Genomic DNA, 25,639 nt, shown 5'->3' with positions numbered 1-25,639 from the left:
GCCCCTGCGGCGTTTCCACCTTACATAGGAAGCAGACGTCACCGAAGGCGAACACCGCATGTTCAGCAAGGACCTCGAGCAAAGCATCGGCCTGTGCTACAAGCGCACCCGCGAGGCGCGCTACGAATTCATGACCGTCGAGCACCTGCTGCTGGCCCTGCTCGACAACCCGTCCGCCGAAGCCGTGCTGCGCGCCGTCGGCGCTGACCTCGACCGCCTGCGCGGCGAGCTGGAAAGCGCGATCGAAGCCTCGGTCGCGCATCTGCCCGACGGTGATGCCCGCGACACCCAGCCCACGCTGGGCTTCCAGCGCGTCCTGCAGCGCGCGGTCTACCACGTGCAGTCTTCGGGCAACAAGGAAGTGACCGGCGCCAACGTGCTGGTGGCGATCTTCGGCGAAAAGGATTCGCACGCGGTGTACTTCCTCGGCCAGCAGGACGTGCGCCGGTTGGACGTGGTCAATTACATTTCCCACGGGATCGCCAAGCACGGCGAAGAGCCCGCGCCGCCGCCCGCCGACGGCGAGAACAAGGCCGAATCGCCGGAAGCCGAGTCCAAATCCGACCCGCTGCAGGAATTCGCGGTCAACCTCAACGAACTGGCCGCCGCCGGCAAGATCGACCCGCTGGTCGGGCGCGCCGACGAAGTCGAGCGCACCATCCAGGTGCTGTGCCGCCGGCGCAAGAACAATCCGCTCTATGTCGGTGAATCCGGCGTCGGCAAGACCGCGCTGGCCGAAGGGCTGGCCAAGCGCATCCAGGACGGCGAGGTGCCCGAGGTGCTGGAAAACGCGGTGATCTACGCGCTCGACCTCGGCGCGCTGGTCGCCGGCACCAAGTATCGCGGCGATTTCGAGAAGCGCCTGAAGGGCGTGCTGGCGGCGCTGCGCAAGGTGCCGGGCGCGATCCTGTTCATCGACGAAATCCATACCATCATCGGCGCCGGCTCGGCCAGCGGCGGGACCATGGACGCCTCCAACCTGATCAAGCCGGTGCTGGCCAATGGCGAGCTGCGCTGCATCGGTTCCACCACCTTCCAGGAATACCGCGGCATCTTCGAAAAGGATCGGGCGCTGGCGCGGCGCTTCCAGAAGATCGACATCGTCGAACCGACCGTGGCCGAAACGGTGGAGATCCTGCAAGGCCTGAAGCCGAAGTACGAGCAGCACCACGCGGTGAGCTATGCCGACGATGCGATCCGCGCGGCGGTGGACCTGTCGGTCAAGCACATCGGTGACCGCCTGCTGCCGGACAAGGCGATCGACGTGATCGACGAGGCCGGCGCGCGCCAGCGGCTGCTCGGCCCCGAGCAGCGCAAGCAGGTGATCGACGTGGCCGAAATCGAGACCATCGTCGCCAAGATGGCGCGCATCCCCGCCAAGCAGGTGTCCGCAACCGATCGCGACGTGCTCCAGCACCTCGACCGCAACCTGAAGATGGTGATCTTCGGCCAGGACCCGGCCATCGCCACGCTGACCTCGGCGATCCGGCTGGCGCGTTCGGGGCTGGGCATGCCCGACAAGCCGATCGGCAATTTCCTGTTCGCCGGCCCCACCGGCGTCGGCAAGACCGAGGTGACCCGCCAGTTGGCGCTGCAATTGGGGATCGAGCTGATCCGCTTCGACATGTCCGAATACATGGAGCCGCACTCCGTCTCGCGCCTGATCGGCGCGCCGCCGGGCTACGTCGGTTTCGACCAGGGTGGTCTGCTGACCGAGAAGATCGTGAAGACGCCGCACTGCGTGCTGCTGCTGGATGAAATCGAGAAGGCGCATCCGGACGTGTTCAACATCCTGCTGCAGGTGATGGACCACGGCACCCTGACCGATACCAACGGCCGCGAGGCGAACTTCCGCAACGTCATCCTGGTGATGACCACCAACGCCGGTGCGGTGCAGGCGGCGCGGCGCAGCATTGGTTTCACCACCCAGGACCACAGCACCGACGCGATGGAAGCGATCCGGCGCGCGTTCACGCCCGAATTCCGCAACCGCCTGGATGCGGTGGTGCAGTTCCAGCCGCTGGGCCTGGACCACATCCTGCGCGTGGTCGACAAGTTCCTGATCGAGCTGGAAGTGCTGCTGCACGAAAAGGGCGTGGTGCTGACCGCGACCCCGGCGGCGCGCGAGTGGCTGGGCCACAACGGCTTCGATCCGCAGATGGGCGCGCGGCCGATGGCGCGGCTGATCCAGGAAAAGATCAAGCGCCCGCTGGCCGACGAACTGCTGTTCGGCAAGCTGGCGAACGGTGGCCGGGTGGCGCTCGACGCGGTCGGTGGCGAGCTGGTGCTGGACGTGCAGGCCGAGCCGGAAAAGCTGCTGCCCGCGACCATCGAGTGAGGCCAAGCCGATGGCGCAGCCCAAGGTCCTGCTGCAGATCGCGGCCCTGGGCACCGCCGCGGCCGCCGCGCACAAGAACGGATTGGGCTGGCTGACCGAAGGCGAGCGGGCGCGTCTGGCGAAGATGCGCGCCGGGGCGCGTCGCGCCGAGTTCGTTGCCGGGCACTGGATGGCGCGGCGGCTGGCCGCGCACTGGCTGCGCGTGCCGCCCAAGCGGGTGACGCTGGACGCATTCGCCGACGGCCGCCCCGCGCTGCACCTGGACGCCGCGCCGGTGCCGCTGTCGCTGTCGATCGCCCACAGCGGCGACTGGTTGGCGCTGGCGCTGGGCGAGGTGGCGGTGGGCGTGGACGTGGAACTGCCCAAGCGCGGGCGCGACCTTGCGGCGCTGACGCGGATGGCGTTTTCCGCGGCGCAGGCGCGGGAATTGCGCGCGCTGGAGGGGCCCGAACGCGAAGCCGGGTTTTACGCCATCTGGGCGCTGAAGGAAGCGTGGGTGAAGCGCAGCGGCGAGGGCCTGCGGCCGCGTCAGGCGCGCACGATTCAGCCCGAACCATGCGATGAAGGCGGTGCCGAAGCCCGCAGCTGGGCGTTCCACGGCGGCGCGCTGGCGCTGGCGCTGGGCGTGCCGGTGCGGCTGGAAATCCACGGCGCCCGGCTTGAGCCGGCGCGCTGCTGGCGCTATGCGCACTGACAGCTTGTCAGTCGCTGCCAGCGGGGAGATGACCTCTCAATCCACGGACTCGGGATGCCGCGCCCGCCAGGCTTTCAGCGCCGCTTCGTAATCGGCCAGCTCGTCGGCGTAGACGTCCTGCACGCAGCGATCGCAGCCGCTGTCGCAGCAGTCCGAGGCCAGCGGGCGCTCGGGCGGCAAGGGCTTTGGATCCAGAAGATCGAGGGCGACAACCACGCTCATGCAAGCAGTGTGGCAGGCGACGGATGAAACCGACATAAGCGGCCGGAGTCGGGACCGGCCCGGGACTTCATCCGAACAGGTCATCCTGCAGCGGGCTGTCGTCGGGTTCGACGAAACCCGACAGCCCGACGCCGACCAGACGATAGCGGGTCGCGGCCGGAAGTTCGACGCGTTCGCGCAGGGCGCAAGCGGTGTCAGCCAGTGCTGCCTCGCTGGCGGGCGGCTCGGGGCCGGTCAGGCTGCGGGTGAGGATGTGGAAATCGGCGGTCTTGAGTTTGAGCACCACGGTGCGCGCCAGCCGGCCCGGGCGGTGCTGCCATTCGCGTCCATAGGCGGTCCAGGTGCTGGCGGCCATGCGGCGGATGTGCGGCTCCAGCGCGTCGAGATGCAGATCGGTGGCGAAGGTGTCTTCGCTGGAGATTTGCAGGGTCGGTCGTTCGGGCTCGACCGGACGCTCGTCGATGCCGAACGACAGTTCGTGCAGCCGTCGGCCCCAGCGCCCGAACCGGGCTTCCATTGCTTCAACCGGCCAGCGCCGCAGGTCGGAGCAGGTGGTGATGCCCAGCTCGGCGAGCTTGCCCTGCATCACCTTGCCCACGCCCGGCAGTTTGGCCACCGGCAACGGCGCGAGGAAGGCATCGACCATCACCGGTTTCACCACGAACTGGCCGTTCGGTTTGTTCCAGTCGCTGGCGATCTTGGCGAGGAACTTGTTGGGCGCGATGCCGGCCGAGGCGGTGAGCCGGGTTTCCGCGTAGATGGCCGCGCGGACATCACGGGCGATGGCGGTGGCGCTGCCCAGATCGCGCTTGGGTAGCGTGACGTCGAGGTAGGCCTCGTCCAGCGACAGCGGTTCGATCAGGTCGGTATGGCGCGCAAAGATGGCGTGTATCTGACGCGAAGCGGCCTTGTAGCGGCTGAAGTCCGGTGGCACAAAGATGGCCTGCGGGCACAGCCGTTCCGCGCGCAACGCCGGCATCGCCGAACGCACGCCGAACGTTCGTGCTTCATAGCTGGCCGCGCACACCACCGAGCGCGCGCCGCGCCAGGCCACAACCACCGGCTGGCCGCGCAATTCCGGCGCATCGCGCTGCTCCACCGACGCATAGAACGCGTCCATGTCGACGTGGATGATCTTGCGCTGCAAAGGCCCACTCACGTGCGGATTTTACGGCGGCTCGGCTTGTCGATCAGCGCCAGAACGGGATCACGTCGAAACCCGGGTCAGGATTGTCATCGCCCGGGGTCTGGTCGCTGCGCGGCGGGTGGGCGATGCGCAGCTCGTGGCGGCCCGGCGGCAGGCTGCGTACGTCGATCATTGCCAGCAGCGCGGGGCGGTCGGTACGCGGGTCGCTGGCGATCTCGTAGCGCAGGCTGGCCAGTGGTTTGCCGTCCAGAACGACCCCGTGCAGCGCCTGCAGGCAGGCAAGGCGCGCGCTGGCCAAGGCGTCTCCCGTTCGGCCTGCGTCGGTGGACGGGCAGGTCGAACGCATCGCGGCGTCGTCCCGCAGCGGGCGATAGGGAATGACAAGTTTCAGGTACGGCCCGACGATCACGGCCGACTGCACATAGGGTGTCGCCGAGTCGCGTGCCGGGTTGCGCTGATCGTCGTAATGGGCGGAATCGAGTTGTCGCGTGGTCGACTTCGGGAACCAGGCATAGCTGCCAAGCCAGTCCGGATGCTTCTGCAAAGCCAGAGAAATTCCAGCGCTGGCCATTGCCACGAACATCACGCTCGTCGTCAGCAGGATGGCCTTGCGACTTCCGCCGCGGTTGGTGGAAAGCAGTGTCATCTCCGGATTGCTGCCATGGCTGAAGCCGATGCGGGCATAGCCGCGAAAGCCGGCGGAGACGGCCCGATATCGCCAGCTTCCGGGCAGCCAATGCGCGGCTTTGCGCCGATCCAGTTGCACCAGGGCGATGAAAGGCAAGGTGATCAATGCAAAGATCGCCAGCATTGCAAGTGAGGCATCGATCCAGCCGCCGCTGAGGGTCGCGATCAGTACGCCCAGCGCATACAGCGCCGTGGCACCGGCGGCGGTGACAAGCAGCATCGTTGCCAGCATGACGCCGATCGCGAATACCGTCGTCGCCAGATTGTCCGCGCGCTCGATGCGTGCCGGCATCGGCATGTCGCGCTCGCGTTCCAGCGCCTTCTGGATCGGTCCCAGGCGGAGCTTGTCGAGCAGGATGCCCTGCGGGTGGACCGAATGCATGCCCACAAGCGCGATCCAGCGCGCGCGCAGCAGCAGGTGCAGCACGAAGGTCGTGGCAAGGATCAATGCCGCGCTCTTGCCGTAGAGGTAGCCGAGAATCAGCATCTGTCGCCAGTCGACGTCCAGACGCGGCTCGAGCGCGAACATCGCGTCATCCAGCAGGCTGGGCAATTGCAGCATCGCAAACACCGCCACGCCGGAAATCAGCAGTTCGACTTCCCAGGTAGGCGTGGTGCGATGGGAGAGGGCGTGTGGATTTTCAGGGTCGCTCATGCCGCGATGATGCGTGCAGCCAGCCGTCCAGACAAGCGATCCGACCGGGTTCAAACCCAGCCGGTGGCGTAGTAGATCCCGATCACCACGAACACCGCCAGGGTCTTGATGATCGTCACCGCGAAAATGTCCTTGTAGGCCTGGCGATGGCTCAGCCCTGTTACCGCCAGCAGGGTGATCACCGCACCGTTGTGGGGCAGGGTGTCCATGCCGCCGGAGGCCATCGCGGCGACGCGGTGCAGGACCTCCATCGGGATGCCGGCGGCGTTGGCATTGGCGATGAAGGTATCGGCCATCGCCGCCAGGGCGATGCTCATGCCGCCCGATGCGCTGCCGGTGATGCCGGCCAGCGCGGACACGGTGACGGCTTCATTGACCAGCGGATTGGGGATCGAACCCAACGCGTGGGCGACCACGAGGAAGCCGGGCAGGGCCGCGATCACCGCGCCGAAGCCGTACTCGGAGGCGGTATTCATCCCTGCAAGCAGGGCGCCGGAAATGGCCGACTTGCTGCCTTCGGCAAAGCTTGCCTTGACCGGCCTCCACGCGAACAGCAAGACGCACAGGATGCCCAGCAGCAGTGCGCCTTCCACCGCCCAGATCGCGGTCACTTTCGAGATTTCCTGCACCACTGGCGCGGGGTTGCCGATCACTGCCGGAATGAAGCTGGCGCTGTCGCCGTAGTGCTGCGGGATCCACAACGTCAACAGCTTGTTGACGATGCCGACCACCAGCAGCGGCAGGATCGCGATCACCGGATTGGCCAGCTTGGCCGCGGTGAATGGTTCCGGCTCGTTGATGAGCGTGGCCGGATCGCCGTAGCCCTCGCCGTTGCGTGCGGCGATGCGTCGGCGCCAGTTCAGGTAGGCCAGGCCGACGACCAGGATGAACACGCCGCCGAGCGTGCCCAGCCACGGCGCGGCCCAGGTATTGGTGCCGAAGAAGGTGGTGGGGATGATGTTCTGGATCTGCGGGGTGCCTGGCAGTGCGTCCATGGTGAAGGTGAACGCGCCAAGAGCAATCGTGCCCGGGATCAGGCGCTTGGGGATGTTGCCCTGACGGAACAGCTCGGCCGCGAACGGGTATACCGCAAACACCACCACGAACAGCGACACCCCGCCGTAGGTCAGCAGGGCGCACACCAGCACGATCGACAGGATTGCGCGCTGCGCGCCGACGACCTTGATGGTCGAGGCGACGATGGCCTTGGAAAACCCGGAGGTTTCGATCACCTTGCCGAACAGCGCGCCGAGCAGGAACACCGGAAAATACAGTTTCAGGAAGCCGACCATCTTGTCCATGAACAGGCCGGTGAACATCGGTGCGACCAGGGCCGGATCGGTCAGCAGCACCGCGCCCAAGGCGGCGACGGGCGCGAACAGGATCACGCTGTGGCCGCGGTAGGCCATCAGCATCAAGAAACACAGCGCCGCCAACACGATCAGGAACGCCATCGTCTGTCCCGCTCAGGAATCCGGCGCCCAGTGTGGTTGTGAATGTGGTCTGGCTCCCATTGCCCGAACGTCCAATGCCGCCGGCGGCAACGGTTCCTTAACGTATCGCCATCGGCCGCAATGGCGTGGCCCGTCACATGCACCCGCAGGAGGGGCAGATGAAACGCAAGCAGTTGAGCATGGCGATCCAGGGCGCATTGGTCGCCACCGTGTTGATCGGCGCCCCGGCCCTGGCCGCCGAGACGGGCGCGGCGCCAGCTGCGGCGCAAGACCAGGCGCAGGCACAAGCCCAGGATCAGGAAGCCAAGCCGCGCATCACGGCGCCCACTTCGCCGACCCAGTTGGAAACCGTGACCGTCACGGCCCGTCGCCGCGCCGAACCGATCCAGGAAGTGCCGGTGGCGGTGACCGCCTTCGGTGAAACCCAGCTGCGCGACATGCAGGCCAACAACGTCGATGGCCTGCAAAGCTCGGTGCCGAACATGAACATCGTGCAGGGCCGCGGCTCGGCCAACAGCATCAACGTGTTCATCCGCGGCATCGGCCAGCCGGACGCGCTGCAGACCTTCGATCCGGGCGTGGGCATGTACGTCGATGACGTCTACTACTCGCGCATCAACGGCGCCCTGTTCTCGCTGTTCGACGTGGCCCAGATCGAAGTGCTGCGTGGCCCGCAGGGCACGCTGTACGGCAAGAACTCGACCGGCGGCGCGATCAAGCTGACCACCAAGGACCCGTTCGACTACGAGGGCGGCAGCATCGAGGCCACGCTCGGCAACTACGGCCGCGCCGAGGGCCGCTTCTACTATGGCGGCCGATTCAGCGACACCGTGGCCGGCAGCATCGCCGCCGCCTGGATCACCAACAACGGCTACGTGCGCGATGCCGTCAGCGGGCGCCACTACAACGATGACGATACCCGCGCGCTCCGCTTCAAGCTGGCGTTCGAACCCAGCGATTCGTTCAATGCGACCTTCAGCTTCGACTACACCGATCAGGACGCCGCGCTGACCCTGGGCCGTCCGACCGCGCCGCTGATCGCGGTGGACATGGTTCCCGGGTTGGGGCCATATGTGCTGCAATTTGCGCCCACGGGCGAGTGGGACTACCGCGCGCGCACCTCGTTCGGCCCCGACAAGGGCCAGGACATGACCCACAAGGGCGTGTCGCTGATCATGAACTGGAACATCAACGACGCCTGGCTGCTCAAGAGCATCACCGCCTGGCGCAAGCTCGATACCGCGTCCTACATCGACATCGATGCCTCGGTGTTCGAATTGGGCGACGTGTTCGTCGGTTTCCACCAGCGCCAGTGGAGCCAGGAGCTGCAATTGCAGTACCACAGCGATTCGGTCAAGGCGATCATCGGCGCCTACTATCTGAACGAGCGTCTGCCTTCGCATCAGGAAGCGTATGCGGATGACTTCCTGCGCTTCTTCGGCACGCCGTTCGATTTCCTGCGCACGATCGACGACAACCTGCGCACCACCAGCACCGCGCTGTTCGCCAACGTCGACTGGAGCATCAACGATCACTGGTCGCTGGCGGCCGGCGTGCGCTGGTCGCGCGACCGCAAGTCCTACTTCCGCACCACCAGCGCCTTCTTCGGGCCGCCGCTGGGCGCCTTCAGCGCCGATCCGCAGGCGGTGATCCCCGGCATCCGCCACAGCTGGAGCGCCGTCACGCCTTCGTTCAGCCTGAAATACAAGTTCAGCGAACAGGCCATGGCCTATTTCTCCGCCAACCGTGGCTTCAAGTCCGGCGGTTTCAACGGCCGCGCGAACTCGCAGGCGGAATCGGACAACCCGATCTTCAACCCCGAATTCGTGTGGACCTACGAAGTCGGCCTGAAGCTGCAATCGGCCGACCATCGCCTGATGGGCAATTTCACGGCCTTCCACAGCAACTACCGCGACTTCCAGGCCCGGGTGTCGGAAATCGTGCAGAGCGGCGGCGTGCCGAATTTCGCCTTCCCGGTGCTCAACGCGGCGCGGATGACGATCGACGGCTTCGAGTTCGAAGGCAGCGCGCTGCTCGGCAAGTCCACCACCCTGAGCGGCCAGCTGAGCTGGATGAACGCGCGCTACAAGGAGTTCAACGACCTGCGCCTGGATCCGAGTCGGCCCGACTACGATCCGCACATCCACGACCACGTGCCGTTCTCGCCGGATTTCACGGGTCGGGTTGCTTTGCAGCACGCGTTCGACCTGAGCAACGGCGGGATGATCAGCATCGGTGGCGACGTGTCCTATCGCACGGAAACCTGGCTGTCGGTGGACAACCGGGCGAACCTGCGCCAGCCGGCATACACCCTGGTCGGTCTGTACGGGGTGTGGGATTCGCCGCAGGGAGCCTGGCAGGTGCGCGCCGGGGTTCGCAACCTGACCGACAAGACCTACATGACCGAAGGCCAGGAGTTCTCCAGCGTCGGCAACATCCAGACGGCGTATTTTGGCTGGCCGCGCAATTGGTACGTCTCGCTGCGCTACAACTTCTGATCGCGCAGCGAAAGCCCCTCTCTGGCGGGAGAGGGGTGAAGAACGGACGTGGCGATTTGAAACTGTGACTTGCGAAAAGCCCACAGGGTGTGGGTGGTCCGGTCGGGTTTGAGCAGGCCATGGATGGTCTGCGGCCGCGAATCGAAGCCGGACGCGGAGTATTGAGCGGCAAACCCGACCGAACTACCCGCGCCCCGCGAGAGTGTTCGGCTCGCGGTCGATGGCAACGGCGGCAACGGCACAGGACATCCGTATCCGACATCCACGAGGGTCGATATTTTCTGGCGTCAGTGCCGGCCGCCTGCCTGCGCGCTCGCTTCGCCGCTCAAGCTGCGCATCCGGCTTCGATTCGCGGCCGCGGGCCATCCCTGGCCCGCTCGAATCGATCGCGCAGGCAGGCGGCCTCAAGATCTTCGTGCGCGTGGCGGGTTTTTCCGCGCCAGTGAAAGGTGCTTTGTGAATTGGATTGGCGGGAAGCCCGGATACGACGATGTCAATCCATGGAATGCGAAAAACCCGCAAGGTGTGGGTGGTCTGGTCGGGTTTGAGCAGGCCATGGATGGCCTGCGGCCGCGAATCGAAGCCGGACGCGGAGTATTGAGCGGCAAACTCGACCGGACCACCCACACCTTGCGAGAGTGTTCGGCTCGCGGTCGATGGCAACGGCACAGGACATCCGTTCGGACATTCAGGAGGGTCGATATTTTCGCGCCGGCCGCCTGCCTGATCGCGCAGGCAGGCGGCCTCATGAATTGGCGCGCGGCGAGTTTCTGGGACAGCCGAAATTGTTTGCGTGTCGATTTGCGGTGAAGAACGGACGTGAAGATTTGAAACTGACGCGGGTGCGGGTGGTTCGCAGGCTATGCCCTGCGGCCGCGAATCGAAGCCGGAAGTACGGCAAACCCGACCGGACCACCCGCGCCCCGCGAGAGTGTTCGCCTCGCGGTCGATGGCAGATTCGCGGCCGCGGGCCACAGGACATCCGCAATGACATCCACGAGCGTCGATATTTTCTGGCGTCAGCGCCGGCCGCCTGCCTGAAGCCGATCGGAGTACTGAGCGCAAACCCGCCGCGCTGCGCTTCCTGCTCGGCATCGGCGCAACGGCAGCAACAGCAGGCCATCCGCAATGGCCTTGGCCCGCTCGGACCGATCACGCAGGCAGGCGGCCCTGTTGTTTTTGCGCAGCGCGCCGGAAATCGCGCCGGGTTATCCTCGCCGGCAATGCCCGGCACTGACGCACACCACGACGAAGCAATGAAGGCGGCGCGATGCTGAGTCTTCCGGTCGTGGTCGCGGCCGCGCTGGCGTGGATGGCGCTGCTGTTCGGCACCGCGCTGTACGCCGAACGCCATGCCGGCGTGTTTGCGCGCCAGTGGCGACATGTTTACGCGCTGTCGCTGGCGGTCCACTGTACCTCGTGGACCTTCTACGGTACCGTCACCCAGGCCGCACGCTACGGCTGGCCACTGCCGCCGACTTTCATCGGCGCGATCCTGTTCTACACCTTGGCGCTGGCATTCATGGTGCGGCTGGTCCGGCTGGCGCGGGAAAGCAATGCGACGTCCATCGCCGACCTGATCGCCACCCGCTTGGGCAAGGACGCGTGGCTGGCCGCCATCGTCACCCTGGTGGCGGTGCTCGGCTTGATTCCCTACATCGCCCTGCAATTGCAGGCGATCACCTTGAGCCTGACCGCGACGACGGTCGGCTTTGACGCCGGGGCAACGACGGTCGTGCCGCCGTGGCGCGATGGCGCGCTGTACGTGGCGCTGGCGATGGCGGCGTTCGCGATCCTGTTCGGCACCCGCCGGGTCAGCGCCGCCGAGCACAATCGCGGCCTGGTGCTGGCACTGGCGTTTGATTCGCTGTTCAAGCTCGCCGCGATGCTGGCGCTGGGCGGTTTCCTGTGGCTGGGCTTGCGCGATCTTCCGGAACTGACAAGCGCGCCGGTGGCGCAGGGCGCGCAAGGTGCCGGCGGCTTCGTGCCGCTGGTGATCCTCGGCGCGATGGCGATGTTCGTGATGCCGCACCAGTTCCACGTCGCGGTGGTGGAATGTCGAGACGAGCACGATGTGCGCACCGCGCGCTGGCAGTTTCCGCTGTACCTGCTGCTGATCGCGTTGCCGACCTTGCCGGCGGCCCACGCCGGCGCGGCTCTGCTGGGAGATCGGGTGCCGTCGGACATGTTTTCGTTGGCCTTGCCGCTGTCACAGGGCAACTCCGGCATGGCCCTGCTGGTCTTCCTCGGCGGCCTGAGCGCGGCCACCGGCATGGTGATCGTGGCCACGCTCACTCTGAGCCTGATGATCGGCAACCACTGGTTCGCGCCGGGACTGCTGCGCAGTGCCTGGGCCGGTGGACGCGGTGATGACGACCATCGCAGTAGTCTGCTGCTGCTGCGGCGCAGCGGCATCGTCGCCATCATGCTGCTGGGCTGGGCGTATGCGCGTCTGGTCAGCGGTAGCGAGGCCCTGGCCGACATCGGAACGGTCTCGTTCTCCGCGTTGGCGACGCTGATCCCGGCGCTGGGATTTGCGGTGTGGCGACCGCAGACGCCGGCGCTGGCGGCGAGCGCGGGAATCCTGGCCGGCTTTCTGGCCTGGCTGTGGGTGATGCTGGTGCCGCTGCTGGTGTCCAGTGCCGGCGTCGATCCGGGCTGGCTGCAACACGGGCCATTCGGCCAGGCCTGGCTGGCGCCGGATGCGCTGTTCGGGCTGACCGGTTGGAGCCGGGTGGGGCGCGCGATCGGCGTCAGCCTGTTTGTCGGCACCACTACGACGCTGCTGCTGTCGGCGCTGCGGGAGCGGCCGCGGCGCGAGCCGCCGCGCGGGGCCGATCTGGGGGCGCTGCGCAGCGCCGGGCGGCGCTTCCTGCCGGCCGAACGCGTCGAAGCCCTGCTGCGCGATGCCCCCGAGCTCGGGCCGGTGGCGCCACGGATCGAAGCGCGGCTGGAACACGAGCTGGCAGCGGTGCTGGGCAGCGCCTCGGCGCGGCTGCTGCTGGACGCCGCGCGTCGCGATGCGCCCGGTGCGGATCTGGAGACGGTGGCCGCGATCGTCGGCGAGGCCTCGCAGGATCTGCGCTTCAACCAGCGCTTGCTGGAAGCGGCGCTGGAGAACATGAGCCAAGGCATCAGCGTGGTCGATGCCGAGCTGCATCTGGTGGCGTGGAACCGTCGCTATGAAGAATTGCTGGGCTATCCGCCCGGCATGCTCCGGGTCGGCATGCCGATCGCCGAAGCCTCGCGCTGGGCGCTGCGCGAGGTGGCCGGGATCGACCCTGCGCAGGATGCCTCGGCCTTGGAGCGACGATTGGCGCACATGCGCGCCGGCACCCCGCACCTGGCCGAGCGCGTGTTCCGCGATGGCAGCATCGTCGAAATCCGGGGCAATCCGATGCCGGGTGGCGGCTTCGTTGCCACCTTCACCGATGTGACAGCGTTCCGGCAGGCCGAGTTCGACCTCAAACGCAGCAACGAAACCCTCGAGCAGCGCGTCGGTGAGCGCACCGCCTTGCTGGAATCGGCCAAGCGCGAAGCCGAGCATGCCAACGATGCCAAGAGTCGCTTTCTGGCTGCGATCGGGCATGACCTGCTGCAACCGCTGCACGCCGCGCACCTGCTGGTCGATGCCCTGCAGCAGCACGCCGGCGAGCCGCAGCGGGCGCTGGCACGGCAGATCGGCGGCGCGCTGGATTCGACCACCGACCTGCTCGGCACCTTGCTCGACATGTCGCGGCTGGAAGCGGGTGGGCTGGTGCCGGAACCGCGCGACTTTCCGCTGGCCGAAGTGCTCGATCCGCTGGCGGCGCAGTTCCGGGTGCTGGCGCGCGAACGCGGCCTGCGCCTGCGCTTCGTGCCGACCCGCGCCTGGGTGCGCAGCGATCCGCAGCTGCTGCGGCGGGTGCTGCAGAACTTCCTCGCCAACGCGGTGCGCTACACCGCCAGCGGCAGCCTGCTGATCGGCGTGCGTCGACAGCACGACGTGCTGCGTGTCGAGGTCCACGACACCGGCCCGGGAATTGCCCCCGCGCAGCGCGAATTGATCTTCGAGGAATTCCGCCGCGGTGACGAAGGTCGCGGGCAAGGATTGGGCCTGGGCCTGGCGATTTCCCGCCGGATCGCCCACCTGCTTGGGTCGGAGGTTGGGTTGACCAGCCAGGTTGGTCGCGGAAGCCGATTTTCGATCACGATTCCAAGAGTGGCAGGTGGCCCGCAGCCACGCCTTCCCGCGCGCGGACTGGGCGACCTGCGGGTGCTGATCGTCGACAACGAACCCGAGGCCGGCGCGGCGTTGGCGGCGGTGCTGCGCGGCTGGGGCTGCGCGCCATTGGCCGTGCTCGATGGCCGGACCGCCCGCGCCGCCTTGACCGAGGCCGGTTTTGACCTGTGGGTTTTCGATTACCACCTCGACGCCGGTGACAACGGCGTGGCCCTGCACGCGCGGCTGGTCGGTGAATTCGCGTCTGCCCCTTGCCTGATCCTCAGCGCCGACCAGACCGGCGCCGTGCGCGTCGCCGCCCAGGAGGCCGGATTGCCGCTGCTGCTCAAACCGCTGCGGCCGCTGGCGTTGAAGTCGATGCTGGATCGGATGCTGGCAGCGCAGCGCAGCGTGATTCCGCCGGATTGAGGTGAAGGCCGTCCGCACTGGATCGGAGTTTTCCTACCCGTCGTCGCGCATTTGTCTGCTTGGCCGGCTGCGCCGGGCGCGCTACCTTGTCGCCATGGCGTTGAATCGGGAAGGGGGAAGGCGATGCCGATCCGGGTTTTCGTGGTGGATGATCATGCGCTGGTGCGGACCGGCTTTCGGATGATTCTTGCGGCGGAGCACGACATCGAAGTCGTGGGCGAGGCCGACAGCGCGGAAGCGGCGCTGCCGGAAGTTCGCCGGCTCAAGCCCGACGTCGTCCTGTGCGACCTGCACCTGCCCGGGCTGAGCGGGCTGGAGCTGACCGAGCGCATCGTGCGCGGTGATCACGGTTCCAGGGTCATCGCGATTTCGGTGCTGGAGGACGGGCCGATGCCGCGCCGATTGCTGGAAGCCGGCGCCAGCGGCTATGTCGGCAAGGGCTGCGATGCCGCCGAGCTGCTGCGCGCGGTGCGCGACGTGGCGCGCGGCAAACGCTATCTTTCCAGCGCGATCGCGCAGGGGCTGGCGCTGTCCCAACTGCAAGGAGACACCGGCTCACCGTTCGACAACCTGACCCCGCGCGAGCTGGAAATCGCGCTGATGCTCAATCAGGGCCTGCGTCAGGAAGCCATCGCCAAGCGCCTGAGCCTGAGTGCCAAAACCGTCAACACCCACAAGACCCATCTGTACGACAAACTCGGCGTCCGCGATGCCATCGCGCTGGCGCGGCTGGTCAGTCAGTACGGGTTGGTCGACCCGGCGCAGCAGATGCACTGAGCCTTCGTCCGCCGCGGGCGCTGCGATGATTGCCGCCAACATCCGGCCCGCGCCAAGGATGGCATCCCGCGGTTCAGGCCTGCGGTGCCCGATCCGGCGCAGGGCACATCCCCGCGCCGGAATCGTGCACTGGCGGCAACGGTCTCCGGAAGTCTCCGTGAGGCCAATCGGCCAAGCGGCCAAGCGGCCAAGCGGCTTCTGGTGAAGCCGACTTGGCCGTGCAGCGACCCTGTGCCGGAAAACCGGCGCCTCAGGGCACGTGCGGAGGCGCGGGATCCGGCGGATTGCCGACCGAGGGCGCGGGGGTGACCGTCGGGCTTGCCGCGGGTGCCGCCGGACCTGCAGCCGGCTGCTGGCGCGCTGCCTCGAACAGGACCCGCAGCCGCTCGGCGCGCAGCCGGGCGGCGGCCAGATCGACCATGGCGGGGCCGGCGATGGGCTGCAGGAGCGGGTTCTGGCTGACCGCGAACGGGTTCGCGCTCGCAGCCAGCGACAGCGCGCTGGCCGTGTCGTTGGTGGCCGGCACCTTCGGTGCTGCAGGCGTCGAGGAGGCGGGTGTCGGCTGGACGGCTACGGCCGGCGTTTCTGCCGGGGTCGGCTCCATCACCGGGGCCGTCACCGCGACGGGATCGGCCTGCGCACCTGCATCTGCAGAGGTATCCGTCGGCGGCGATGACGGCTGCACGGCGACCGGGGTCGCCTCGACTTCGACCGCCTGCACCGCCGCTTGGTCTGGATGCGATTCGGCCTTGCTGTCCTCGCTCGCTGCCGGGTTCGCCTGGGCCGCATTTGCCTTCACCGGCGGCTCCGCAGCTGCCGGCGCCGATTCGGGAATGGGGGCAGCGGCGGATGCCGTTGCGTCGGCTTCCGCGGGCGCAGTGGCGGCCAGATCGCTGAACTCGAATTCGGGCTGGCTCACGTCCAGACCAAGCACGTCCAAGGCCTCGTCGTGCTCGCCGACGTCAATCTGGGCGGCACCCGCGCCATCACCACCCCGCCGACGGCGGCGTCCGCCGCGGCGTCCGCGCCGGCGCTTGCCGTTGCCATCGCCAGCCTCGTCCACGGCGGTCGGGGCGTCGGTCTGTGCAATGACTGCGACGGCGGTGTCATCCTGTTGACCCGTGACCGGTGCGACCGGAGATGGCGGTTGCGGTGCCGGTACCGGCGGCGTTTCCGCGCTGGCAGGCGCGGCAACCGTTGCCGGAAGCGCCGTCGCGGGCTCCGCACGGTCCTGGCGACCGGGCCGATTCTGGCGCGCCGGCTTGTTGTTTCGGTGTTCGGTTTTTTCGACCTTGGCCGTGGCTTCGACGCGTTCCGGCTTGGGCGCGTGCTGCCGTTCCTGGCGTTCGGCCTGCTTGTTGTCCTGGCGGCCGCCCTGCGACTTTTGCTGGGACTGCGGCCTGGCCTGCTTCTGCTGTTGTCGGCCAGCTTCACCGCGACCCTCGCGGCGTGAACGCTGGTCGCTGCGCCCGCCGCGCTCTTCACGTTGCGGCAGCTTGTCCAGACTTGCCGGGGCCTCGGCGCTGACCGGTGGTTCCGACGGCGTGCCGAACAGACCGCGCAGCCAGCCGAAGAAGCCGCCGTTGGCCGGGATCGGTTGTGCCTGTGCGGGCTGCGCGTGCGGCACGGCTTGCACGGTCACGCCGTGCGGTTCCACTTCCAGCGGTGCCGGCTTGGGATCGCGCAGCGGAGCGGGGTTGGCCGGCTTGACCCGGGTGACGACCGGCGCCGGGATGTTGAGTTGGCCCTTGGTCAGCGCGATGGTATTGAGCTTGCGCGGCGTGCCGCGCTGGTAGCTGGGTCGGCCGGTTTCCTCGCCCATTTCATTGCTGCGAATGCGCGTCACTTCGTAATGCGGCGTCTGCAGCTGTTCGTCGGCGACGATCACGATCGGGGCGTCGTGACGCCGCTCGATCTCGCGCAGCGCGTCGCGTTTTTCGTTGAGCAGGAAATTGGCGATGTCCACCGGCGCCTGCACCAGCACCTGGCCGGTGTTGTCCTTCATCGCGTGCTCTTCGGCGACGCGGATGATCGACAGCGACAGCGATTCGATGCTGCGCATCCGGCCCTGGCCTTCGCAGCGCGGGCACACCACCTGGCTGGCTTCGCCGAGGCTGTTGCGCAGGCGCTGGCGGCTCATTTCCAGCAGGCCGAAGCGGCTGATGCGACCGATCTGCACCCGCGCCCGGTCGTATTTGAGCGCATGCTGCAGCTTGTTTTCGACATCCCGCTGGTGCTTGCTCGACGACATGTCGATGAAGTCGATCACCACCAGCCCGCCCAGGTCGCGCAGGCGCAGCTGGCGGGCCACTTCTTCGGCGGCTTCGAGGTTGGTGTTGAGTGCGGTTTCCTCGATGTCGCCGCCCTTGGTGGCACGCGCCGAATTCACGTCGATCGCGGTCAGCGCTTCGGTCTGGTCGATCACCAGCGCGCCACCGGACGGCAACCGCACGGTGCGCTCATAGGCCGATTCGATCTGCGATTCGATCTGGAAGCGGTTGAACAGCGGGGTGTCGTCGGTGTAGTGCTTGAGCTTGCGCTTGTTGTGCGGCATCACCTGTTCGACGAATTCCAGCGCCTCGGCGTACATCTCCGGCGTATCGACCAGGATTTCACCGATGTCCGAACGCATGTAGTCGCGCAGGGCGCGCACGATCAGGCGCGATTCCTGGTAGATCAGGAAGGGCGAGGGCTTGGATAGGGCGGCTTCAGCAATTGCGCGCCAGATCGACAGCAGGTAGTCGAGGTCCCACTGCAACTCTTCGGCATCGCGGCCGACGCCGGCGGTGCGGATGATCACGCCCATGTCGTCGGGGATGGACAGCGCGTCCATCGCCTTCTTCAGCTCGGCGCGGTCGTCGCCCTCGATCCGGCGCGAGACGCCGCCGGCGGTGGGCGAGTTCGGCATCAGCACCATGTAGCGGCCGGCCAGCGAGATGAACGTGGTCAGCGCCGCGCCCTTGTTGCCGCGCTCTTCCTTGTCCACCTGCACCACGACTTCCTGGCCTTCGCGCAGGAGTTCCTTGAGGCTGGCCTTGTGCGGATCGACTCCGGCCTGGAAGTAGTCGCGGGAAATTTCCTTCAGCGGCAGGAAGCCATGCCGTTCCGCGCCGTATTCGACGAAGGCGGCTTCCAGCGACGGTTCGAGCCGGGTGATGCGGCCCTTGTAGATATTCGACTTCTTGTTGTCTTTCGACGGTTGTTCGATGTCGATGTCGTACAGACTCTGGCCATCGACGATGGCCACCCGCAGTTCTTCCGCCTGCGTGGCGTTGATGAGCATTCGCTTCATTGTTGCGTTCCTTGGCGCTCCTCGCCCGGTGGGCGGGAAGCGGAACGCCGCGGGCGTTTTCGCCTGCTGGATACCGCATGAGCCGCGGCCGCGCTTGGCGCGGACCTTGCGACTTTCCAGTTTTCCAGCGCTTCCACACCACGGCGGACCGCGGGAGCGCTTTATCCTTGTTGTGATGTTGCGGGGCCGGCGACCGCCGCCCGGCCATCGGCAGGGCGCGTCGCACGGGGCGTTGTTCAGCGTTGTCGTCACGACCTTCAGGCCGGTGATGGCCGGGCTTGCCGCGCAGTCGTTAACATGTCCACCCCGAGGGTGGTGGCAACGGCACTGCGGCGGGGATCATCAGGCAGGCCGGCTTTTGGCCGGAAAGCGCATGCAGCGCCCATCACTTCCCGCGAAATCAAACCCTTGCATCGCCCCCCGAGTGTACCAGATCAGTTCCCGATGACACAGCCCGTCCCGCAAAACCCGTCCGTACGCACCGTGCGCGTGCCCGCCGACCGCGCTGGCCAGCGTCTGGACAATTTCCTGATGGGCCAGCTCAAGGGGGTGCCGCGTGGACTGATCTACAAGCTGGTGCGCAGCGGCCAGGTCCGGGTGAATGGAGGGCGGGCCAAGGCGGAACGCAAGCTGGAAGTGGACGATGAAGTCAGAATACCGCCTGTTCGCGTCGAATCGCTGCAAGATAGCGGACGTTCACCGCCGAAAGGTCTGCTGGCGGCGTTGGAGGCCGCGATCGTGTTCGAGGATGCGCGCCTGCTCGCCATCGACAAACCCTCGGGCGTGGCCAGTCACGGCGGCAGCGGGATTGCCTTCGGCGCCATCGAGGCCCTGCGCGCGCTGCGTCCGCGCGACTCGCTGGAATTGGTGCACCGGCTGGACCGCGACACCTCCGGCCTGCTGATTCTCGCCAAGAAGCGCGCGGCAATGACCGAACTGCAAGCCCTGCTGCGCGAGGACCACGGCGCCGGCGTTCACAAGCGCTATCTGGCGCTGTTGCTCGGGCGGATGCCGGATGGGCTGATGCGGGTGGAGGCGCCGCTGCACGTCGGCCTGCGCCAGGGCGGCGAGCGTCACGTCCAGGTCAGTCCTGCCGGCAAGCCGTCGCTCAGCGAATTCCGGGTGCTGGAGCGGCGCGGCGGGCAGAGTTATTGCGAGGTCCGCATCGCTACCGGCCGCACCCACCAGATTCGCGTCCATGCCCAGCACATCGGCCACCCGGTGGCCGGCGATGACAAATACGGGGATCCCGAGGCCAACCATCGTTTGCGCGAAAAAGCCGGACTGCGGCGGTTGTTCCTGCACGCTTCCTCGATGGAATTCGCGCTCGACGCCGGCCGCACGCCCTACCTGCTCAATGCACCGCTAGCAGCCGACCTGGTTTCCGTATTGAACGATTTGTGAGTTGTTCGATGGCGATTGTTCTCGACTCGCCGGGTGGCCTTGCGATCCTGTCGGGAAGTGATGCAGACGTGGGCGGCTCGTGATCCGGCGCGCGCCGTGTTGCTGCGGAACCACAAAGCCGGGCTGCCGCCGCCGCTGAAGCGAAGTCTAAGGAGGAGATGGCGGCAGCAAGCCGCCATCGGGGGACATGAGCGGAAGTGGCGGCGGCAGCCCGGCTTCAGCCTTGGCTCATGAACAACTGATCACCGTCAATGCGCCCACGGCGTGCCAGTGACACACTGCCGGTGTTGCCAATGAGACAGGAAAACCCATGACCGACGATGGATGGACACCCGGCCGCATCACCCGATCCGATTCCGGCTTCGAGGGCCACCTCGAACGCGAGCTGGCGCATCCGGCGGCGGCGGTGTGGGCGATGTTGACCGAACCGGCTTCGCTGGCCCAGTGGCTGGCGCCAGGCAGCATCGAGCAGCGCGAAGGCGGCGCGGTGCGGATCGACTTTGCCGACAGCGGTACGGTCATCGATAGTCGGGTCACGGCGTTTGCGCCGCAGCGGCTGCTGGAATATTCGTGGAGCAGCCCGGGCCAGCCGCAGCGACCGCTGCGCTGGGAGGTGCAGCCGCAGGGAGGGGGCAGTCGCCTGAGCCTGCGCGTGCGCCTGCCCGAAGGCGAGGACCCTGCCAAGGCCTGCGCCGGCTTCGAGGGGCATCTGGAAATGCTGGCGGCGGCGCTGGAGGGCGTGCCGATCAAGTTCCCGTTTGATCTGTTCGTGCAGGCACGCAAGGTCTACGGCGAGCAGGTGGGATAGTGCTCAGGCCAGCCGGTCGGCCTTGGCGGCGCAGATGAAGTCGTTTTCCGACAGCCCTCCGCAGTCGTGGGTGGACCAGCGCACCACGCAGCGGTCGTAGTGCACCGACAGGTCGGGGTGGTGGTCTTCGCGGTTGGCCACGTGCGCCAGCGCATTCACGAATGAAATCGTGTGGTAGTAGTCGGGGAAGCGGAAGGTCTTGCTCAGCGCGCGGCCGTCTTCGGTCAGCTCCCAGGCGTCCACCTGTGCCTGCAATTCGCGCACTTGCGCTTCGCTCAGGCGATGTTCATGGCCACGGCGCGGAATGCAGTGGGCCTGGTCAAGCGGGAGATGATCGGTCATTGGGGGCTCCTGGCGATGTTCGGTCTGCCTGGGTCGCACTGGGCGACCGGGCTGCCGCTAGAATAGTCCTCGAAGGTGCGGTGCCGCTGGCGCGGTGCGCGCGTCTGGGGCAATATCGCCCGAATGGAGGTTGTGGTTGATCCAGATTTCCGATGCCGCACAGTCGCATTTCCGCAAACTGATCGAGCGCGAGGCAATCCCCGGGCTCGGCGTGCGGCTGTCTGCGCTCAATCCCGGCACCCAGCGCGCCGATGTGCGGCTGGAGTTCGCCGAGCCTGACGAGCTCAACGGCGACGAGTGGGTGGTCGATTGCGCCGGCTTCAGCCTCTGGCTCGATGCCCCCAGCGTGCCCTGGCTGGAAGGTGCGCAGATCGATTACGAAACCAATCCGACCGGCGGTCAGCTGCAGATCCGTGCGCCGCGGATCAAGGGCGTGGTGCCGGGCGCGGACGCGCCGCTGGCCGAGCGCGTGCAGTGGATCATCGACAACGAGATCAACCCGCAGCTGGCGATGCACAAGGGCAACGTCAATCTGGCCGGGGTCGATGCCGACGGCGTGGTCCGGCTCAATTTCGGCGGTGGCTGCCACGGTTGCAGCATGGTCGACATCACCCTCAAGCAAGGTGTCGAGAAAACCCTGTTGATGAAGGTTCCGGGCGTCACCCGAGTCATGGACGTGACGGATCACGACAGCGGGGCCAACCCGTATGCCTCTCGCGGGAGCAAATCGGCTCCCGCAGGCGCCTCACCCTACAGCCAGGCCTGACGGAAGCTCGCACGCGTGACGACAGCCGCCGATCTCATCGCCGCGCTCAACCAGAGGCGGCTGCTCAAGACCGGCAAGTCGCCCGAGGAAGGCGTCGGTTATCCGTCCGGCTGGCAGAGCTGGCTGGATGCCATGCGTCCGGTCGAAGGCGCACCGAAGCGGCCGGATTCGCGCGATTGGGTGACGGCGCTGGACGCGCGGCCGCTGGAGCAACCCAAGAGCCTGCGCGGCAAGGTCCGCCCGTTCTTCCAACTGCTGCGGCTCAGCCGGCCCGAGGATCCGCGCGACGAGCGCACGCTGCGGATTGGCGCGACCACCGCCGACATCGTGCTGCACCTGATCCTGGCGGCCCTGCTGCTGTGGCTGATGTACTCGCAGTTGTTCGCGATCGCCGAACCCGAGGAGGAGGCTGGCGGCGGCAGCGATGCGGTGCAGGTGGAATTCATCGGTCGCGGCAACGTCCAGGAAGGCGGCGGCGCGCTGGCCACCGAGGGGGCCCAGGCGGCGCCCGCGGCGGCCTCTGCCGCGGCGTCCGGCAAACCGACGGCCAACCAGGCGGCGCCGGCGGCGGCCGCGGCGGCGGCCAGCGCACGCCCGGAATTGAACACGGTGCCGGTACCGACGCCGCCGGCGGTGGCCGCTTCGCAGGCGCCGCAACGGGTGGAAGTGGCGCCGACGCTGGAAGTCGTCCCGGCCCAGCCGCTGCAGGTGAGCGAGGTACCCAAACCCCAGCCCGAAACGTTCCGGCTGCCGCCGCCGCGCGAGCTGAGCGTGCCGATGCCGCAGCAGACGCCGCGCGAGGTGCAGCTGCAGGCGAAGGTCGAGGCGATCACCACCCTGCAAGCCCAACCGATCCGCCAGTTGGAGGTGCGACAGACGCAGCCGCAGCTGCGGCCGCAGCAATTGCGCGAAACCGTGCGCGAGATCGAAGTGCTCGCGCCGCCGTCCACGCAGCTTGCTCGCGAGCGCGCGCTGCCTGCATCCGCCAGCGGGCAGGCGCAGCTGCGGGTACCGGCCTTGACCGGGGAAATTCGCGGCATTCCGTCCGGCACCGGGCCGGGTGGCAGCAGCACCGCCAGCGGCAGTGGCGCCGCCGCGCTGGGGAATTCCGCGGCCCGCGGTGCCGGTGGCAATGCCAGCACCGCAGGGGGCAGCGGTCAGGCCCAGGCCGGCAGTGGCCACGGCGCGGCGCCGGGAACCCAAGGCGGCCGTGGTGCTTCTGCTACCGGGGCCGGGGCCGGCCCGGGCGCGCGCGCGGCGGCCGGCGGCTGGCCGGGCGCGGCCCGCAGCGACGATTGGGGCGCTTCCAATCGCAATGCGCCAGGCACAGGGCGCGGCGACGGCAATGCGGGCCGCGGCGGGCAGGGTGATCGCGGCAGCGGCACCGGGGACGGTCGCGGCGCGGGCGACCTGTTCAATGACGACGGCCGCGTCCGCCTGCCGGATCAGTGGTCGGCCAATTCCGATGTGGACCTGGACCGTTCCGGCACCTGGCTCAAGCGCCGTGGCCTCGAATACCGCGGTACCCGCTTCGATCGGTACTGGATCCCGGAAGGCAACCTGCTGCAAGAGTGGGTGCGGCGCGGGATCAAGGAAATGTCGATCCCGATTCCCGGCACCCGCCTGCGCCTGAAGTGCGTGATCTCGATGCTGCAGCTCGGCGGCGGCTGCCTGCCGTTCAACCCCGACGTCAACGAGCAACCCGCCACCGGGCGCCCGGCGCCGGTCATCCCCTTCAAGCCGGAATTGCAGGAAGACAACGGCAGCGTGCGCCCGCCACCGGCGCCCGCAGTGCGCCCGCAATCCGCGCCCGCCGCGACCACGCCAGCGCCCAGGCCCGCAGCGCCGGCAGCGGCGACGCCGGCGAGTACGCCGCCCAATCCCGCCCCTGCGGCCACCGCGCCGGCAGCGCCCAGTCCGGCTCCGGCCGGGGGTTGAGGATCACGCTGGGGCAGCGGCCAGTGCGTTGCGCGGGGCGTTCGCGTGCACCGGACAATGGGCGGCTGGACGGGCGATCAATCGCCGGCGCCGCTTATCCCAGCGCCTTGCCGATGACCCAGAGCACGCCCCCCAGCGCCAGCCCGGCCAGGATGACGAGGACCGAAATCCGCGCCGGGGTGGCCAGCGCAGACAGATTGCTGTCGGGGGTGGCGCGATAACCACCGCGCAGCAGCCACAGCAACGCCGCCGGGCGCAGGAACGCGCCGGGCCCGAGCTGGGTCTTGATTTGCGGGTGGCGGTCGCGGATATGCACCAGGGTCAGCGGCCAGAAGATCACGAATGCCGTTCCGCCGGCGATCGAGATCGCGAAGGCGAGCAGGGCGAGGAACAGGATGACGTCGGCGTCCATGGCGGCGCGGCGATCAGAATTCGGCGCTGCCCGGCGCGCGCGGATAGGCGATCGCGTCGCGGATATTGGCCAGCCCGCACACATACACCACCAGCCGCTCGAAGCCTAGGCCGAAACCGGCGTGCGGCACCGTGCCGTAGCGGCGGAAATCGCGGTACCAGCCGTAGTGGGCAGGGTCGAGGCCGAATTGCGCCATCCGCGCATCGAGCACGTCGAGGCGTTCTTCGCGCTGGCTGCCGCCGATGATTTCACCGATGCCCGGCGCCAGCACGTCCATCGCCGCAACGGTCCGGCCGTCGTCGTTCAGGCGCATGTAGAAGGCCTTGATCTGCTCGGGATAATTCATCACCACCACCGGTCGGCCGACGTGTTCCTCGGTCAGCCAGCGCTCGTGTTCGGTCTGCAGGTCCAGGCCCCATTCCACCGGGAAGTCGAACTGCTTGCCGGACTTCTGCAGCAGCGCCACCGCATCGGTGTAGTCGATGCGCTCGAACGGCGCGTTGAGGAAGCCTTCCAGCCGGGTGATCGCGTCCTTCTGCACGCGTTCCGCAATGAAGGCCATGTCGTCGCCACGCTCGTCCAGCACCGCCTTGAACAGGTACTTGAGAAACTCCTCGGCAAGGTTGGCATCATCGTTGAGGTCGGCGAAGGCGATTTCCGGTTCGATCATCCAGAACTCGGCCAGATGGCGCGAGGTGTTGGAATTCTCGGCGCGGAAGGTCGGGCCGAAGGTGTAGACCTTGCTCAGGCTCAGGCAGAACGCCTCGACGTTGAGCTGGCCGGACACGGTAAGAAAGGTTTCCTTGCCGAAGAAGTCGCGGCTGAAATCCACCTTGCCCTTGCCGTCGCGCGGCAGGTTGGCCATGTCCAGGGTGGACACGCGGAACATCTGGCCGGCGCCTTCGGCATCGGAGGTGGTGATGATCGGCGTGGAGATCCAGTAGAACCCGCGCTCGTGATAGAAGCGGTGCACCGCCTGCGCGAGGCAATGGCGGATGCGGGTCACCGCGCCGAACAGGTTGGTGCGCGGGCGCAGGTGGGCGAACTCGCGCAGGTACTCCAGCGAATGCTGCTTGGGCTGCATCGGATAGGTCAGCGGGTCCTCGACCCAGCCGACGACCTCGATGTTCGATGCCTGCACCTCGAAGCTCTGGCCCTGGCCCTGCGACTTCACCAGCGTGCCGGTGCACATCACCGCGCAGCCGCTGGTCAGGTGCTTCACCTCGGATTCGTAGTTGGACAGGCTGTCCGGCGCGACCACCTGGATCGGCGCGAAGCAGGAGCCATCGCTGACGTTGACGAAGGACAGGCCCGCCTTGGAGTCGCGGCGGGTCCGCACCCAGCCACGCACGGACACCTGGCCACCTTCCGGCACGTGCCCGGCCAACGCCTGGGCCACGGAAATCGTCGTCATCGCTGCAAACTCGTTTCACGCAATCGGGTCAGGCAGTTTACCGGAGTGCACATGGCGGCGAGCAGGACGTCGCCCGCGACCGTACCTCGTGGACGGTGCCTGCGGCGCAAAACTTGCATGCAAGGCCTTGATTTCCCATAATAGGCGGCTCCCGCACGCGG

19 protein-coding genes are annotated in these 25,639 nt (G+C 67.4%); 10 read left to right on the top strand and 9 right to left on the bottom strand.

The annotated features are described in order from the left end of the window. The first annotated feature begins 58 nt into the window (after window positions 1–58). Both clpA and M9902_RS01695 read left to right on the top strand, forming a co-directional pair. The gene (gene clpA, locus M9902_RS01700) at window positions 59–2,338 is read left to right on the top strand and encodes an ATP-dependent Clp protease ATP-binding subunit ClpA (protein WP_297173459.1); all 2,280 of its coding nucleotides are present in this window, start codon (window positions 59–61) and stop codon (window positions 2,336–2,338) included. Between the two features lie 10 nt (window positions 2,339–2,348). After that, window positions 2,349–3,032 (top strand): 4'-phosphopantetheinyl transferase superfamily protein, encoded by a 684-nt coding sequence (locus M9902_RS01695; RefSeq protein ID WP_297220748.1) that lies wholly within the window; start codon window positions 2,349–2,351, stop codon window positions 3,030–3,032. 36 nt (window positions 3,033–3,068) lie between these two features. Here M9902_RS01695 and M9902_RS01690 read toward each other — a convergent pair whose 3' ends face one another. The 4 genes from M9902_RS01690 to M9902_RS01675 all read right to left on the bottom strand — a co-directional run bounded on the left by M9902_RS01690 (window position 3,069) and on the right by M9902_RS01675 (window position 7,197). Beyond that, window positions 3,069–3,254, bottom strand: a complete 186-nt coding sequence (locus M9902_RS01690; RefSeq protein ID WP_297220746.1) for an oxidoreductase-like domain-containing protein — start codon at window positions 3,252–3,254, stop codon at window positions 3,069–3,071. 67 nt (window positions 3,255–3,321) lie between these two features. Next, window positions 3,322–4,413, bottom strand: a complete 1,092-nt coding sequence (gene dinB / locus M9902_RS01685; RefSeq protein ID WP_297220743.1) for a DNA polymerase IV — start codon at window positions 4,411–4,413, stop codon at window positions 3,322–3,324. A gap of 31 nt (window positions 4,414–4,444) precedes the next feature. Continuing rightward, the gene (locus M9902_RS01680) at window positions 4,445–5,743 is read right to left on the bottom strand and encodes a hypothetical protein (RefSeq protein WP_297220741.1); all 1,299 of its coding nucleotides are present in this window, start codon (window positions 5,741–5,743) and stop codon (window positions 4,445–4,447) included. Between the two features lie 50 nt (window positions 5,744–5,793). Next, entirely contained in the window at window positions 5,794–7,197 is a 1,404-nt protein-coding gene (locus M9902_RS01675; RefSeq protein ID WP_297173472.1) for a GntP family permease, read from the bottom strand. A gap of 158 nt (window positions 7,198–7,355) precedes the next feature. Here M9902_RS01675 and M9902_RS01670 point away from each other — a divergent pair, with 158 nt between their 5' ends. Then, window positions 7,356–9,695 (top strand): TonB-dependent receptor, encoded by a 2,340-nt coding sequence (locus M9902_RS01670; protein WP_297220738.1) that lies wholly within the window; start codon window positions 7,356–7,358, stop codon window positions 9,693–9,695. Window positions 9,696–9,878: 183 nt separating this feature from the next. Here M9902_RS01670 and M9902_RS01665 read toward each other — a convergent pair whose 3' ends face one another. Next, window positions 9,879–10,322 (bottom strand): hypothetical protein, encoded by a 444-nt coding sequence (locus M9902_RS01665; protein ID WP_297220736.1) that lies wholly within the window; start codon window positions 10,320–10,322, stop codon window positions 9,879–9,881. Between the two features lie 29 nt (window positions 10,323–10,351). Between M9902_RS01665 and M9902_RS01660 the strand changes: the two genes are divergently transcribed. From M9902_RS01660 to M9902_RS01650, 3 genes are all read left to right on the top strand, one after another. After that, the gene (locus M9902_RS01660) at window positions 10,352–10,972 is read left to right on the top strand and encodes a hypothetical protein (RefSeq protein ID WP_297220734.1); all 621 of its coding nucleotides are present in this window, start codon (window positions 10,352–10,354) and stop codon (window positions 10,970–10,972) included. Further along, on the top strand, window positions 10,966–14,325 hold the full coding sequence (locus M9902_RS01655) for a PAS-domain containing protein (protein WP_297220732.1): 3,360 nt from the start codon (window positions 10,966–10,968) through the stop codon (window positions 14,323–14,325). Before M9902_RS01660 ends, M9902_RS01655 begins: the two co-directional genes overlap by 7 nt. 123 nt (window positions 14,326–14,448) lie before the next feature. Then, the gene (locus M9902_RS01650; protein WP_297171726.1) at window positions 14,449–15,102 is read left to right on the top strand and encodes a response regulator; all 654 of its coding nucleotides are present in this window, start codon (window positions 14,449–14,451) and stop codon (window positions 15,100–15,102) included. Between the two features lie 250 nt (window positions 15,103–15,352). Here the strand turns inward: M9902_RS01650 and M9902_RS01645 are convergent, their stop codons facing one another. Continuing rightward, entirely contained in the window at window positions 15,353–18,385 is a 3,033-nt protein-coding gene (locus M9902_RS01645) for an Rne/Rng family ribonuclease (RefSeq protein WP_297221000.1), read from the bottom strand. Between the two features lie 453 nt (window positions 18,386–18,838). On the opposite strand from M9902_RS01645, the gene M9902_RS01640 reads away from it, so the two are divergent. Both M9902_RS01640 and M9902_RS01635 read left to right on the top strand, forming a co-directional pair. Then, entirely contained in the window at window positions 18,839–19,798 is a 960-nt protein-coding gene (locus M9902_RS01640; RefSeq protein ID WP_297220730.1) for an RluA family pseudouridine synthase, read from the top strand. A 310-nt stretch (window positions 19,799–20,108) separates the two neighbouring features. Continuing rightward, window positions 20,109–20,606 (top strand): SRPBCC family protein, encoded by a 498-nt coding sequence (locus tag M9902_RS01635; protein ID WP_297220728.1) that lies wholly within the window; start codon window positions 20,109–20,111, stop codon window positions 20,604–20,606. A 3-nt stretch (window positions 20,607–20,609) separates the two neighbouring features. On the opposite strand, the gene M9902_RS01630 is transcribed toward M9902_RS01635, so the two are convergent. Continuing rightward, window positions 20,610–20,948, bottom strand: coding sequence for a 4a-hydroxytetrahydrobiopterin dehydratase (locus M9902_RS01630; protein ID WP_297220726.1), 339 nt, complete (start codon window positions 20,946–20,948; stop codon window positions 20,610–20,612). 136 nt (window positions 20,949–21,084) lie between these two features. On the opposite strand from M9902_RS01630, the gene M9902_RS01625 reads away from it, so the two are divergent. Both M9902_RS01625 and M9902_RS01620 read left to right on the top strand, forming a co-directional pair. Beyond that, window positions 21,085–21,714 carry an NfuA family Fe-S biogenesis protein gene (locus tag M9902_RS01625; RefSeq protein WP_297175555.1) on the top strand — a complete coding sequence of 210 codons (630 nt, stop codon included), beginning with the start codon at window positions 21,085–21,087 and terminating at the stop codon, window positions 21,712–21,714. Between the two features lie 15 nt (window positions 21,715–21,729). After that, the gene (locus M9902_RS01620) at window positions 21,730–23,652 is read left to right on the top strand and encodes a hypothetical protein (RefSeq protein ID WP_297220724.1); all 1,923 of its coding nucleotides are present in this window, start codon (window positions 21,730–21,732) and stop codon (window positions 23,650–23,652) included. 94 nt (window positions 23,653–23,746) lie between these two features. Here M9902_RS01620 and M9902_RS01615 read toward each other — a convergent pair whose 3' ends face one another. Continuing rightward, window positions 23,747–24,064, bottom strand: a complete 318-nt coding sequence (locus tag M9902_RS01615; RefSeq protein ID WP_297172299.1) for a hypothetical protein — start codon at window positions 24,062–24,064, stop codon at window positions 23,747–23,749. 13 nt (window positions 24,065–24,077) lie between these two features. After that, the gene (gene asnS, locus M9902_RS01610) at window positions 24,078–25,478 is read right to left on the bottom strand and encodes an asparagine--tRNA ligase (RefSeq protein WP_297220721.1); all 1,401 of its coding nucleotides are present in this window, start codon (window positions 25,476–25,478) and stop codon (window positions 24,078–24,080) included. Window positions 25,479–25,639: the final 161 nt, after the last annotated feature.

Source organism: Thermomonas sp., from assembly GCF_023953935.1.
Taxonomy (GTDB): Bacteria; Pseudomonadota; Gammaproteobacteria; order Xanthomonadales; family Xanthomonadaceae; genus Thermomonas.
The sequence above is the reverse complement of the archived record's forward strand: the minus strand, read 5'-3'. Positions and strand labels throughout refer to the sequence as shown.